The sequence below is a fragment of the Streptomyces sp. NPDC034049 genome, assembly GCF_055575575.1.
The window spans coordinates 1-13,377 of the sequence record NZ_JBVISJ010000022.1 but is presented as its reverse complement, the minus strand read 5'-3'; the positions used below and the strand labels follow the sequence as shown (position 1 = coordinate 13,377).

The following is a 13,377-nucleotide window of genomic DNA, read 5'->3' as shown; positions in this document are numbered from 1 at the left end:
TTTCATGGTCTGGAACCTCCCTGGAACCTCAGCCCTCGTGACCTTGAGGCCGGAGAGCCTGCCCGAGAGCCTTCCGGGCCCGCTCCCGACTGCTCGGCATGAGGTGTGCGTACACCTTCAGCGTCAGTCCTGGGTCCGAGTGACCGAGGTACTCCGCGAGGGCCTTGATGCTCTCTCCAGCGTCCAGGAGCACGGACGCGTAGAAGTGCCGCAGCGCGTGCATGCCGTGCTCGCGGGCGGCGGCGTGCTCGCGGCTCTTGGCCTTCGGGATGACGCCCGCCTTGGCCAGAGCGGGCTTCCAGTGGTCTTCGTTCAGCGACGTACGCCAGACGTGCCCACCGTTGGGGCCCGTGAAGATGAGCCGTCGCGTCACAGGCTGGCCGTTCGCTCGCATCCACGGCAGCTTGATCTCCACGGGCGGAAACCGCTCGATGTGCTCCCGCAGAGCCTCCGCCACGGGATCGGGCAGCGGAACGTCACGGAGCTTGCCGCCCTTCGGGGGAGCGAACACGGCCTTGCTCAGGCTCAGCTTGAGTTGCTGCACCACGTGCACGGTGCCGCTGTCGAAGTCGATGTCATCGACGGACAGCCCGAGGATCTCCCCTTGCCGCAGGCCGCATCCGGCGCCCACATCGACCATCGGTCGGAAGCGGTCGACCATGGCGGCGCGCATGGCGAAGACGCGCTCAGGCTCCCAGGGGACGACGCGGCGCGCACCGATGGCCGGCGGGGTCACCGTGTGCGAGTGGCAGGGGTTCCGGCGGAGGCATCCGTCCTCTACGGCGGCGGAGAGTACGGCGCGGACGTTGGAGAAGATGACGCGGGCGTACGAGCCGGACATGCCGGTCTCTTCGAGCTGTGTCACGAACTCGCGGATGTGGCTCGGCTGGAACGACCCAAGCTGACGCGATCCGATGCGAGGGAAGGCGTGCAGCTTGAGCTGAGACTCCATCGACGCACGGGTGTTGGGGTCGCCGCTCTGGCTCGCGAGCCACTTCTCCGCAAACTCCTGGAACGTCGTACGGGACGCGTTCGGGTCGATGAAGTCGCCACGGGCCACGTCCGCTTGCATGGCGCTCAGCCACTGCTCGGCGATGCGCTTCTGTCCGTCGGGGAACGACTTGTTCTTTCGCTTGCCGTCAGGCGTGAGGTAGCGCGCTTGGTAGCGCATCCCCGTGCCGTAACGGTCGGTCTTGATGCGGACGGCCTTGCCGTCGGTGTCGGTGGTGGTCTTGATCCAGCGATCGAAGATGTGGCCAGCCATGTGGGCTGACTCCCTTCTCGGTAGCAGGGCGCGGCGGGGCCCGGTGGGGTCCGTCCGGCCGGTTTGGGGTGTGCTGGGTCGGGCCCGCTGCTTGCTAGGGGCCTGATCAGTGGGGGTTTGGGTTGCTAGCGGGGTTGCTACCGGTAGCGGGTGGGGGTGCTACCGGTAGCAGCCTCCGGCGGGGTCTCAGGGAGGCTGAGACAGGGGGTGTCGGGTGGCTTCCAGAGGGGGTTTTCGGGGGTGTCGGGGGTTCGCCTCCCTGGCTCCCTGATGGGGTGTCCGCGCTGGTCAGGCAGAGGGAGGCGGGTCAGGGAGGTGGTCAGGGAGTTCTCCCTGCCTCCCTTGGCCGGGCGGGTGTTCCTCCCTGCCGGTCGCGGTGTCCGTCGGGGCTTGGCGGGGAGGCGGAGACAGGGGCTCGGAGGGGCTTCCGGAGGGGGTTTTCGGGAGGGTTCCGGCGGTGCCTCCCCGCCTCCCCGAACGGGTCTTTGCGCTGGTCACTGCGGAGGATGTGGGCCGGGGAGGCGGTGGGGGAGTTCTCCCCGCCTCCCCGGCCCGGCGGGCGGTGCCTCCCCGCCGGCCGGATGGCTCAGGCCGCGTCGCCGAGGGCGGTCCGTTCGGCCTCCCATGCCTGTACGGCGGCGGGGTTGAAGCGGAGGTAGCGGCCGACGCGGAAGCCGGGCGGTCCGATGCGCTTGCGGCGCCACTGGTAGACCGTCTCGACGCTCGGGAGGCTGAACATGGTGACCAGGTCTTCGGGGGTCAGGTAGCGGTCGGGGAGACCGCCGCGCAGGGTGGCGCGCGGGTCGGTCGGCTGGTCGGTGGCCATGGTGGTGGTGACTCCTCGTGTCCGGGGTGCGGTGCGTGGGAGTGGTGCCGGGCGGCCGTCCTAGAGAGTTGGTGTATCGCAGCGTCCGCAGCGCCCTAGCGTCCGCACGCCCTTATTCGTGCAGGCCATTGAGGGTGAGGGGTGTGGACGCTAGGGCGGACGCTGTGGATGTTGGACGGCCGTAGCGTCCGCAGCTTCGACGTGTCCGGGCCGCTGGTGTGCGGCCCGGCCCGGGGGCGTTCCGGTTACGTCAGTGCTGGTCGGGTGGGGTTCTGCCGTGCCCCGGCGGGGCGACCTCCGGCCAGAGGGAGGCTTGTTCGGGTGCGGACGCTGACTCCTCTTCGTCGGGTGCGCGGGAGAGGGTGAGGAGTCGGTGTCGGTGCCGGTCGCGGCTACGTTGCGTGTCGTCCACGGTGATCCCGATAGACCGCAGCAGCGGGGCGAGGCGCTTGACCCTGCCGCTTGCGCGGGTGGCGTCCTTGGGCCAGTTCGGCGGCCGTACGAGCGGGGCGGGGAGGACTTCAAGCAACTGGGCGGCCGTGCCCTGCCAGGTGCCCGCCTGGTCGACCAGGGCGGCAATGGCCATGGCGAACTGGTCGCCCTCCATCGCGTCCGTGGCGACGTTCGCCGACGTGGCCAGGTAGTCGCCCAAGGTGTTCCAGCCCTGGGTCTGGTCGACGGCCGCGAGGACGCGGGCGAAGTCGGCCATGCGCGGCATGGACTCCAGCCGCACGCTGGGAAGCACGGCGAGCGCGCACGCCAGCACGTCGAACAGGGCCCCGAGCACGGCCGGGCGGACCGCCTCAAAGGTGGCGTCCAACTCCTCCTCCGAGCGGCGCCGGGTGGAGTCGATGAGCTGCAAGTCGAGCAACAGCACCCGTTCGGCGAGGTCCCCGGCGAGAGCTCCCGCGTCGATGGTGGTCATGGCCAGCACCCGCTTGAAGGTGAGGACCACCACGTCGTCGTCGGTGTACAGGGCCCGGTCGACCACCCCGTCCCCGGTCACGGCCTTGCACAGGGTGTCCGAGAGCCACGGCGGGATGGTGCTGATGTTGTCCAGGCAGAGCGCCCATGAGCTGAACGCCTGCCGCGACCACGCCTTTTCGTCCCGTGGCTGGCTGCGTTTGGCGGCCGGTGAGGGGTCGACCAGGTTGATGAACATCTGCGCGGCCTTGGACTTGCCGGTGCCCTGCTCGCCCTTGCACACCAGCGCCGGGTGGGGGATGTCCGGAATCCAGGCCGCGACCAGCCAGCCCACGAGCTGACGGAACGCGGACTCGTCCATGTTCAGCAGCGCGTGCAGCTTCGCCAGCCCGTCACCGTCCAGCACCGGCGGCGGCATGGGGGCCATGGCGCCGGATCGGCGGAAGAGCACCGGGGCCCGGTCGACCACGTTCCAGCCGACACCGGTCACCAGGACCGCGCGGCCGTCAGCGCTGCCGAGGTCGACCACGATGGCGCCGGCGGGGTCCCGGCCCACCCGCAGATTCACCACTACCGGGTCGGTGTCCTCCGCGATGCCTTCCAGCACGGTCATGGCGTCCGCGAGGGCGGACTGTGAGGCGACCTCTCCGGGGTAGGCATCCGCGAACTGCCGGGCCAGCCGCTGACGCACACCGGCCCGGCCCCGCAGCGGCAGAGCGATGTTCGGCCCGTCCAGGGCGACCGCGTAGGGGCGGCCGTCGGTGGACATGACGAACCGGTACTGCTCGCGCGCCATGGCCACGATCCGCGCGGCGGCGGGCGGGGGCTTGTCGTCTCCGTCGGAGTGCGGGGCCCGTGCGGGCTTGCGACCTGCCCGTGTGGGCGTGCGGTCCGCACGGGCGGGCCCGGAATCCGCACGTGCGGGCGTGCGGTCGACCCGTGCGGGGTCGGTGTGCGGATCGGTGTTCACGGCCGCGTTCACCGTGTTCACCGGTCGGGCTGTTCCGTTCACGAGTCGACTCGATCCGTTCACGGGGGTGTTCACCGCGTTCACGCGGCCACCGCCTCTCCGGTCGGGCCCGCGCACGTCCGCGCTGGTCGGGGCGCGTGCAGGCAGTTCGGTCGGGCCGACGGACGCTGTTCACGGCGGCCGTGGCAGGTCGATTCACGCCGGTCAGGGGTAGACCGTCGGGCGGTCGGGTCGGGCGACCACACGGCCGCGAACGTCGGCTGGTGGGCATGTGCGAGTCGGGCCAGCAGCCGCCAGACATCGAGCGTGAACGGCGCCGTGAACACGTCATGAGCGGCCGTGAACGCGGGACCGTCGACGTGAACAGTCGAGACGTCGACGGGCCGGTTGACGGGCGTCGAACCCGCGTCGATCGAGGGCGTGCCGTCCGGCGTGACGGTGGGTGTGACGCGGGTCGTCACGCTGGTGAGAGACGTGCCGTCGACGGGCGTCGAAGCGTTGTTGACGCCCGTCGACGGGAACGTCGCGCACAGCAGCAGCGCGAGCGAGAGCGGGAGCCGGTTGGCCTTCGCGTCGTTGCACGACCGGCAGGCCAGCACGAGCGCCGACACCGCCCAGGTACGCCACAGACTCACCGGGACGATGTGGTCGGCGGTGGCTTCCCGGAGCTCCCGGAACGGGCGACGGCAGTAGTAGCACTGCTGTCCGTCGCGGGCGGCGAGCCTCTGCTTACGGGCTCGCCGCCGGTGCGAATTCAGATGCGGAGGGCGGTGGCTCACGCCGCAACCGCCAGGTCACGGGCGGCCGTCGCACGGAACAGGCCGTACGGGCGGATCATGGTGACCAGCCCTTCGGCGCGCAGGATGTTCATGGCCGCGCGGACCGTCTTCACGGAGCACTGGAAGCGGGCGGCAAGAGCCCGTTCCGCCGGTACCCGCTCGCCCGGCTTCAGCACCTCCACCTCACGGCGCAGCGTCTCGGCCAGGGAACGGGCGGCGGCCCCCTTCTCACGGAAGGTGCCACGCATGGTGACCTGCCCGGCCGTCTTGAGCGAGGTGGCGCACGTGTACGTGCTCATGATGACGGTCCGCTCGGCCCCGAGCCGGGCCGCGACCTGGTGGCTGTCCAGACCCTCGACCAGGTGCAGCAACAGCACCTGACGCGGCAGGTCTTCGATGCGAAGCAGCGCCTCCCGCCGGATCTCGTCCAGCGTGGCCAGCGCCTTTTGCTGCCAGGCCGGAAGAGACTCCGGCGCGACCGGCTCGCGCGCCATCTCGGGGTGGCACAACTGGATCCGCAGCAACGCCGTTTCGGCGAGCCGGTCGGCCGTGTTCAGGGTGCACCCCAGACGCTCAGCCGCGACCACCTTGGAGCAGCCGTCCAGACGCAGCAGCAGCGCCTCACGCTCCCGGTCGGGCAGGTCGGCCAGCAGCCGCAGCAGCGCCTCGGACGGCTCAGCGAGCGGAACTTCCTGCTGCTCTTCCACCAGCGGGGCCAGGACGTATGAGGTGATGGGGTCGCTGAAGTCCATCGGCCGCTCGTACGACGACGACCGCTTGAAGTACTTGCCGAGCCGGTTCTGCACCCGCACGCTCAGGAAGGCCCGCGTGTCGCTCTCGCTCAGCGGCTCAGGGGCCAACAGGTCCTTCGCACCCGTCCGGGCCACCTCGATCCAGGTGCACTGTGCGATGTCCTCCGCCAGCGTCTCAGCCGCCGCGCTGAAGCCGTAGCAGACCAGCTTGCGCTTCGCGTACCTGACCAGGTAGCTGCCGTACTTCTCGCAGAGAGCGCTCAGACGCTGCGACTGCTCAGCCGTCAGGGGAATGTCCTCCCCCTGCCGCAGACGACGCCCACCAGGACCATTGCCCTGACGTACGCCCTGCACAGCCTCACGTTCCATCGCGATTCCAGGCATGATGGATGAACCCCTTTTGGGTCGGGGAGCGGCTGACTGCTTGGCGGTAGGTGGCCGCTCCCTGTTACGGAGCCCCGGTAAGCCCTGTGCTGCCGGGGCTTACCTATGGGCACAGGTGGGCACACCTAGGCGTGTTGGTCCACCTGCTCAACTTGTTGGTACAAGCTGATGTAGTGATGCTGCACCGACGGAGCGTGAGACGTCAAGGGGTTGAGGACTGCATGTACCAACAAGTTGACCGAGTGCGTCATGATGGGGACATGGGAAAGCAGCCGAAGTACCACCAGGTGGCCGATGCCCTGCGCCGCGACATCGTGGGCAGCGTGTACCCACCGGGGGCCCGCCTGCCATCGGAGAGCGACCTGCAGACGCGTTTCGACGCATCCAGGAACACCGTGCGGGCTGGGCTGAAACTGCTGGCCAGTGAGGGCCTGATCTCGTCAAGCCAGGGGCTGGGGTACGAGGTACGGAAGCACGAAGTGTTCGAGCTGAACGCCTCCCGCTTTGAGAACTTGACCTTCCCCCAGAACGGCGACGCCTACAACACAGACGTCACGAACGCGGGGCGCCGGCCGCATCAGACCTTCCGAGTCGAGATGACTCCGACGCCGGACTACGTCGCTGCCCGGCTGAAAGTCGAGAAGGGCTCCACCTCGGTACTTCGTTTCTGCCACCGCTTCGTGGATGACGTGCCGTGGTCGACTCAGGCCACGCACTACCCGGAATGGCTCATCTCGGCGGCTCCGCGCCTCACCGAACCCGGTGACATCGCCGAAGGAACGACCCGCTACATGGCAGGGCTCGGGATCGAGCAGGTCGGTTTCCACGACGAGATTGCAACACGCATGCCAACGCCCGATGAAGCCCGTTTGCTGGAGATCGGGGCAGGGGTACCGGTGCTGCTGTGGACCCGGACGGGCTACTCCTCGGAGCGGCCCATCCGATGCACGGTCACCACCTTCAGAGGTGATCTGAACCGGATGAACTACGAGATCGGCGACCTGTCCGCCAGAAGCGAGAACGAGCCTCAGTGAAGATCACCCTTGCTCAGCCGGAGGACTTGCCCAAGCTGCTTGCCTTCCGGCAGGAGGCGGCCGGGTGGCTCAGCAAACTCGGATCCGACCAGTGGAGCCGCCCCTACCCGGCTGACCGCCTCTTGGGGACGATCGAATCGGGGACCGTCTTCATGGTGCGGGACGGAGAGGTGACCGCAGCCACCATCACGCTCACGCCGGAGGCGGAAGAGGGATTGTGGAGCGAGCGGGAGTTGAGCGAGCCTTCGCTGTTCGTCAACAAGCTGACGGTTGCCCGAACGCATGCCGGTCAGAACCTCGGCGGCCGCCTGCTCGACTGGGCGGGGGACAGGGCATTCCGGGCTTCGGTGAAGTGGTTGCGGCTCGATGCCTGGACGACGAATGAGGCCCTACAGCGCTACTACCTCCGGCAGGGCTTTGAACATGTGCGCACCGCCCGAGAGGGCGTCGCCGTGAACGGCGGGCCGCGCGTCTCGGGATGGCTCGCTCAACGAGCCACGCACCCAGCCGACCACGGGTTCGTGGACGAGACGCCCGCAGTGCGATGAGAAGAAGGTGCGGCCTACGGCCGCGCAACCTTTGGCAGCACGCTGCGCTCGCGCGCGATGACCGCCGTTCCTGCCGGGCTCCGTCGCGCGCGAAGTGTGACGCTGGCCGGTGGGCGGGAGCTCCCGAGGGCTCAGGCGCCGCACAAGCAAGAGGAGCACACCTTGCCCGTGGTGCTCCTCTTGCTCGTACCAGAGTGACCGTCCGACTTGGCGCGGGCGCGGACGAAGAGGCCACTCCGGCGGCGAAGAGGTGGTCTCTTCTCGTCGGACCGTCTCAGGGCTGACACCGGTCTGACGCGTCAGACGCGTCTGACACAGTGACCGGCCCAACGCGCGGGTTGTACGTGCGCGCGAGGGCCGTCAGACGCCTCTGACACCCGCCTGACGCGTCAGGCCCCACAGGCGCCCAGTGTCCACAGCGTCCGTACCTGCCGCTTCCTAAGAGCACGCCCTGACCTGCGAAAACCGGCTCTTAGTAGCGGGGGGTGGCCGGACGCTGCGGACACTGGCGGACGCTCCACATTCTGTTTAGCGTCCACAGGAACAGTGCAGGTCAGAGGCGGCAAGAGAGAACCGGCGGACGCTGCGGACACTGTTCTCCCCCAACTCTCTAGTAGGGGAGTAGGGACGGCTTTTCAGGCGGGGAGCGGCGCGGTGGAAGCGGCCGTCGTGCCCCGCTGAAAAGCCTCCAGAAGCCTCCCGGAGCGGTAAGGCCCGACGGGGCCCGGCCTCGTATGCCGTCTGCCCCTTGGAAGGCTTGAGGACGGCATTCCAGGCGGAGGCGGCGGGGGTCCCCTGCCCTGGACTGCCGTCCTCGGACGCGTACAGGGCAAGGTGTCAGGCCGGGTGTCAGAGGATGTCAGCGTCAGGTGTCAGGCGGGTGTTAGAACGGGTGACACCCGCGTTTGCCTAGGACTTGTCCGGCCGATCATGTCCGGAACCAGATGTCGAGGGCTGCGGCGCCGTGCGAGCGGGCCGGGCCCTCCCTTTCTGCACCACCTTCACCCGGCGTTCAATCAGCCTGTGGACCTTGCACAGCCTGACTATTTGAGGGGATCACGGCGGGGTAGGTCCGTCGCCCCAACGTGTCCACCGACCTGCGCCCCCCTCTTGTGGCGGCTCGGGATCTACTATCACGTACTTCCCATTCTCAATCTTGACTCTGCCACTGTTCGAGAGCGACGATATGGCATCAACATAGATGGACCTATTGAGGCGGAATAGATAGCCGTCCCCACATATCCGGGCTCTAATTTCGCTGCGCCTCAATGGCTCTTCGCTGAGGTACTCCAAGATAAGAACCTGAGCTCGCTGAAAGAGCGTCTCTCGAATATTTTTGAATGCCCAGGCGAACCCACCAGCAAGCACTCCGGAGACTGCGATCAGCCCGGTGAGCTGGGCGTCCGATCGGAATCCCAGAACGAGTAGGAGGATGATGTCAACAAGGAGCGCCAACCCGCTCACGAGTGCGGCTATCGCTACCGTGCAGCTGATCTGGCTATTCTCAAGTCCAGCCCCCACGACGGCAAATACGATCACGAAAATCACAGCCAAGACCGGGAGCAGGATCAGTAGCCATGTGATCGACATTGCGCCGCCTCCTTAGCGCCGCCCTCCTCGAATTGTATCCACGCACGCTCCACGATGCATTCTGCATAGAGGGGCGCCCAGTCGCGCGACGTCTTGCGGATCATCCGGCGATGGACTTTGCCCTGGCACGGCCACCGCGGCAGCCCTTGTCATCTGGCTCAGGACATGATCGGCCGGACAAGTCCTAGGGGTTTGGGTGTCAGAGGGCCGTAACGGTGTCAGGTGTCAGACGGCCGTTAGGGCGGGGGTGAGGTGTCTCGATGCGATGCTCTGGCGGTAGTTCGCCGACATGGCGCGCGACGGACGTGGGTGGGCGCCTTAAAGACGCGCGGCCGGAGGCCGCTCCTTCTTGCCCTTCCGTCGTCGGCGCCGGTACCGCTGATGCCCTTGTCGCTTGTCTTGTCGCTTGTCGTGACAAGACGGGACCGCGCTGCTGAGTAGCCCAGCACAGGCTCTGACCTGCAAGCCGACAAGCGACAAGACAAGCGACAAGCGACAAGCCGGCCAGGCCCCCGGGGTTAGCCTGGACACCGGCGGCGGAAGGATGCTGACATGCCCAAGCCGAAGAGCTTCACCGCATGGTTGAAGACCCACGCCGATCAACGCAATGCCGTTGGGGATCTCGCGCGGGACGTCTCCACTGACCCCGACTGGCCCTCACACAAGGGACGGCAGGGCCAACTCGACTACCTCGAAGAGCGCGGCGCCATCGACGCGGCTATCGAGACGCTCGAACGTGCCTGGACTCAGTACGAGGCATACCGGGCCGCTCAGACAGGTACCTGAGTGGTCTGTCGTCTGGCGTACACATGAGCGCGCCAGGGCCCGGAACCTGTCTGGAACCTCCGAGGTCAACAGGCAACGACAGACAACGACCACCAACGACCGCTCGACCCCAGGTCAGTTGGGGTTCCCACCCCTCTGACCTGGGCCGGAAAGCGGGCCCCCCAGACCCAGGGCAAGAAGAAGTAGAGTTTGTGATCATGCCCCCGACCTGCGCTTATGGCGCGGATCGGGGGCGTTTTCACGGCCTGGGCCCACTGTGGGCCCTCAGTCTCCCGGCTCGGGCGGCCGGAGCGCCATGCCGAGAGCCTTCCGAGCGCGGTCCCGGCTACTCGGCATGAGGTGCGCGTACACCTTCAGAGTCAGCCCCGGGTCGGAGTGCCCGAGGTACTCGCTGACGGCCTTGATGCTCTCGCCGGCGTCCAGGAGGACGGACGCGTAGAAGTGGCGCAGGGCGTGCATACCGTGCTCGCGGGCGGCGGCGTGCTCGCGGCTCTTGGCCTTCGGGATGACGCCGACCTTCGCGAGGGCGGGCTTCCAGTGGTCCTCGTTCAGCGACGTACGCCAGACGTGCCCGCCCTTGGGCCCACTGAAGATCAGGCGCTTCGTCACGGGCTGGCCGTTCGCCCGCATCCACGGCAGCGTGACCTTGACGGGCGGGAAGCGCTCGATGTGCTCCTTCAGAGCCTCCGCCACGGGATCGGGCAGAGGCACATCACGAAGCTTGCCGCCCTTCGGTGGCGCGAACACGGGCTTACTCAGACTCAGCTTGAGCTGCTGCACCACGTGCAAGGTGTTGGTGTCGAAGTCCAGCTCATCGACACACAGGCCGAGGATCTCGCCCTGTCGCAGGCCGCAGCCAGCGCCCATGTCGACCATGGTGCGGAAGCGCTCGACCATGGCAGCCCGCACGGCAAAGACGCGTTCCGGCTGCCACGGGACGACGCGGCGCAGGCCCATCTCGGGGAGCGTCACCGTGCGGGAGTTGCAGGGGTTCCGGCGAAGGTAGCCATCCTCGACGGCGCGCTGAGAACGGCGCGGACGTTGGAGAAGATCACACGGGCGTACGCGCCGGACATGCCGGAGGCTTCGAGTTGCGTCACGAACTCGCGGATGTGACTCGGCTGGAACGACCCGAGCGGACGTGACCCGATACGAGGAAAGGCGTGCAGCCTGAGTTGTGACTGCATCGACGCTCGGGTGTTCGGGTCTCCGCTCTGGCTCGCAAGCCACTCCTCCGCGAACTCTTGAAAGGACGTCCGGGACGCGTAAGTGGCAGCAATGTGGCCAGGATGATCAGGCTCACTTCGAACTGCCACGGCACACCTGCTTCCACCAGGTGCAATGCGCGCGCCATGAGATAGGGGCCAAGAGCTGACCCTCCGACGCCAGTGGCGACGGCAAGAACCCTCACCAACATTCCGGATTCCTCCGCTGGCACCCCCATGGCAATCGAAGGGCCTTCCGGAGTGGTCCTGAAGGTGACATGGGCCGCAGCAGTCGGCTGGTCGTCACTCGGGACGTACGCATTGCTTTGATTACTCATAAGTAGCTGCTTTCAGCGGGTTTGCTGCTGGCTGCTTGTGCTGCTACTCGGACCCTCAGGTGCACAGAGGACGCAAAAACTCCGACTGCTCCCATGACACACGTGGTGACTCAGGCGGGGGAGAGCCGTACTTGGGCAGAAGTGTTGTTCACGCCGTAGGTGATGCGGCTACGGCAGCCGAGGCTGGGAACGCGCGCCCAACCTCAACGTTGGTGACTCCAGCAGTCGCGGTGCATGGACGCACCAACCTGGTGCAGATACGATGCGTGCGCCAGCACAGCAGGAGGAAGCGCATGCCCGAGTCCGCGAGCAAGCCTCGAAAGTCGGCAAACGAGCGCTACTCGGTGACGCTCGTGCCGCCCACTGTGGAAGCCATTGCCGAGTTGACCGAGAGCACTGGTCTCTCAAAAGCCGATGTCATCAATCGAGCAGTACAGATCTACGCATACCTCGACGCGCAGACACGAGGTGGGGCGGATCTACTGCTGCGTCAACCGGATGGCGCACCGGAGAGGCTGCACATCATCTGATCAGCCCCTTTACAATCGTCCACCCGTCTCGAGTTTCCGTCTCACTACGAGGTGCCTGGTCCGATGGACCGGGCACCTCGTAGTTTCCGTTGCTCAACTCGACCAGCAGCAGGACGCGTTACCAGTCGTGGTTCTGCGAAGAGGGGCGATTCCGGCGAGGCGCGCCCGATGTCGTGTCCTACGGGGTGCGCTTGAGATAGGCCAAGACGCCGATGCCGGCGCCGAACGAAGCGGTGAACGCACTGCCGCTACTGGCGACGGCTACCAGAGGGCTAGCGCCGAAGGCCGTCACGGTGATGACGGCAATGAGGGCAACCACAGCAGAGCCGAGGACGACGATCGTGACGTCCCGTGCCGGGTGATTGCATACCTGATGGGTCGAATTGGTCGACACCATTCCTCCATTAACTTGTCCGCTCAACGACTAAATGCGGGCACGCCTCACCGGGGTGAGTGGTGCCAATTAGTCGTGCGCCGTCGGGCTTGGGAGCCCGCTATCAGCCGGGTGGCGATAGGTGCGCAAAGAGCATCCGTGTCAACGGAGCCTCCATCAGGGAGAGACGAGGTGGGGCCATGATACCGGGTGTCTTCGCTGCGGTGATGGCCTGTGGCCAACCTCTGGCCAGGAAGGCACGTCATGCCGTTCCTTCGTCCATGTACGTGCTGGTCAGCTACCTACTTGGTCTCGTGCGAGGTGCGGTCTGAGACGCCGTACTGAAACGGAGTCCTATGCACCCGTCTACGGGCGTGCGGCCGGCATGTTCGGCTGGACAGGGAGATACTGACCGGGATCGAGGGTATCGCCGGACCCGCCGGACCCCCGCGAGCGCGTCAACCATTCCCAGTCAACAACGTCAATCATGACCCACAGCAGCAGGGCGATGACCCCCAGCAGCAGCAGGGCGAGGGCCCCTTGGATGCAGATTGAAATCGAATCCCTGACCTGTTGCGGCATCAGACCTCACTCCCCGAGCGTCCCCCACTGTGAGAGACGGCACCTAGAACTGTTCCCGCTCGGCTGCCGCTTGAAGCTGGAGACGTTCGGTCGTGGCCATCTTCTGGCCAAGATGTCGCTCGATGCCGAGGTCGCGCGGAGGAAAGACCAGGTCATGAGTTTATCTGGTGCTGCTGATTGACCGCTCTTGTAAACCGCTGTGGTGTCGGGTCTCTGGGGAATCGCCGCCCCCGGCAGGTGTGTCGGTCGTGTCGGTGGGGAGAGCAGGACCGACAGGCAAACAGCGGAGGGGACGATTCGTGTCGGCATGGGAGCAAAAGGCTGCAGCGCAGGCCAAGCGGGCCGAGAACCGGACGGGCGACGGCCAGTTGACAGACGCGGTTGGAGAGGGCCTAGGTGTATTGATCACGAGCGTTGTTAACGTCGGTCGGATTTGATCGTGGCGAAGGCCTCCGTGTGTGGTGGAGGTGTCGAATCTTCACCGCACGGAGG

General features: G+C 66.8%; 12 protein-coding genes and 1 pseudogene. 4 read left to right on the top strand and 9 right to left on the bottom strand.

Annotated elements, in window-relative coordinates; genetic code table 11:
* Nucleotides 1-28 precede the first annotated feature (28 nt).
* The 5 genes from ACZ52C_RS38440 to ACZ52C_RS38420 all read right to left on the bottom strand — a co-directional run bounded on the left by ACZ52C_RS38440 (nucleotide 29) and on the right by ACZ52C_RS38420 (nucleotide 5,884).
* A complete protein-coding gene (locus ACZ52C_RS38440) occupies nucleotides 29-1,264 on the bottom strand; it encodes a tyrosine-type recombinase/integrase (RefSeq protein WP_469079186.1) in 1,236 nt (411 codons plus the stop codon).
* A gap of 586 nt (nucleotides 1,265-1,850) precedes the next feature.
* Nucleotides 1,851-2,090: a helix-turn-helix transcriptional regulator gene (locus ACZ52C_RS38435; protein ID WP_469079185.1), complete on the bottom strand. Its 240-nt coding sequence runs from the start codon at nucleotides 2,088-2,090 to the stop codon at nucleotides 1,851-1,853.
* A 250-nt stretch (nucleotides 2,091-2,340) separates the two neighbouring features.
* A complete protein-coding gene (locus ACZ52C_RS38430; protein ID WP_469079184.1) occupies nucleotides 2,341-4,026 on the bottom strand; it encodes an ATP-binding protein in 1,686 nt (561 codons plus the stop codon).
* A gap of 38 nt (nucleotides 4,027-4,064) precedes the next feature.
* Complete coding sequence (locus ACZ52C_RS38425) at nucleotides 4,065-4,763, bottom strand: HNH endonuclease (protein WP_469079183.1); 699 nt, start codon at nucleotides 4,761-4,763, stop codon at nucleotides 4,065-4,067.
* A complete protein-coding gene (locus ACZ52C_RS38420) occupies nucleotides 4,760-5,884 on the bottom strand; it encodes a sigma factor-like helix-turn-helix DNA-binding protein (protein ID WP_469079182.1) in 1,125 nt (374 codons plus the stop codon). Before ACZ52C_RS38420 ends, ACZ52C_RS38425 begins: the two co-directional genes overlap by 4 nt.
* 275 nt (nucleotides 5,885-6,159) lie before the next feature.
* On the opposite strand from ACZ52C_RS38420, the gene ACZ52C_RS38415 reads away from it, so the two are divergent.
* Together ACZ52C_RS38415 and ACZ52C_RS38410 are read left to right on the top strand one after the other, a co-directional pair.
* Nucleotides 6,160-6,933, top strand: a complete 774-nt coding sequence (locus ACZ52C_RS38415) for a GntR family transcriptional regulator (RefSeq protein WP_469079181.1) — start codon at nucleotides 6,160-6,162, stop codon at nucleotides 6,931-6,933.
* Complete coding sequence (locus tag ACZ52C_RS38410; RefSeq protein WP_469079180.1) at nucleotides 6,930-7,481, top strand: GNAT family N-acetyltransferase; 552 nt, start codon at nucleotides 6,930-6,932, stop codon at nucleotides 7,479-7,481. Before ACZ52C_RS38415 ends, ACZ52C_RS38410 begins: the two co-directional genes overlap by 4 nt.
* A 1,056-nt stretch (nucleotides 7,482-8,537) precedes the next feature.
* Here the strand turns inward: ACZ52C_RS38410 and ACZ52C_RS38405 are convergent.
* Nucleotides 8,538-9,071: a hypothetical protein gene (locus ACZ52C_RS38405; protein ID WP_469079179.1), complete on the bottom strand. Its 534-nt coding sequence runs from the start codon at nucleotides 9,069-9,071 to the stop codon at nucleotides 8,538-8,540.
* A 552-nt stretch (nucleotides 9,072-9,623) separates the two neighbouring features.
* On the opposite strand from ACZ52C_RS38405, the gene ACZ52C_RS38400 reads away from it, so the two are divergent.
* The gene (locus ACZ52C_RS38400; protein ID WP_469079178.1) at nucleotides 9,624-9,857 is read left to right on the top strand and encodes a YozE family protein; all 234 of its coding nucleotides are present in this window, start codon (nucleotides 9,624-9,626) and stop codon (nucleotides 9,855-9,857) included.
* A 264-nt stretch (nucleotides 9,858-10,121) separates the two neighbouring features.
* On the opposite strand, the pseudogene ACZ52C_RS38395 reads toward ACZ52C_RS38400, so the two are convergent.
* A pseudogene (locus tag ACZ52C_RS38395) lies at nucleotides 10,122-11,122 on the bottom strand (tyrosine-type recombinase/integrase); the annotation flags it as partial.
* A gap of 571 nt (nucleotides 11,123-11,693) precedes the next feature.
* Between ACZ52C_RS38395 and ACZ52C_RS38390 the strand changes: the two are divergent.
* A complete protein-coding gene (locus tag ACZ52C_RS38390; RefSeq protein WP_469079177.1) occupies nucleotides 11,694-11,930 on the top strand; it encodes a ribbon-helix-helix domain-containing protein in 237 nt (78 codons plus the stop codon).
* Nucleotides 11,931-12,108: 178 nt separating this feature from the next.
* On the opposite strand, the gene ACZ52C_RS38385 is transcribed toward ACZ52C_RS38390, so the two are convergent.
* Both ACZ52C_RS38385 and ACZ52C_RS38380 read right to left on the bottom strand, forming a co-directional pair.
* Complete coding sequence (locus ACZ52C_RS38385) at nucleotides 12,109-12,327, bottom strand: hypothetical protein (RefSeq protein ID WP_469079176.1); 219 nt, start codon at nucleotides 12,325-12,327, stop codon at nucleotides 12,109-12,111.
* A 342-nt stretch (nucleotides 12,328-12,669) separates the two neighbouring features.
* Entirely contained in the window at nucleotides 12,670-12,885 is a 216-nt protein-coding gene (locus tag ACZ52C_RS38380) for a hypothetical protein (RefSeq protein ID WP_469079175.1), read from the bottom strand.
* Nucleotides 12,886-13,377 lie beyond the last annotated feature (492 nt).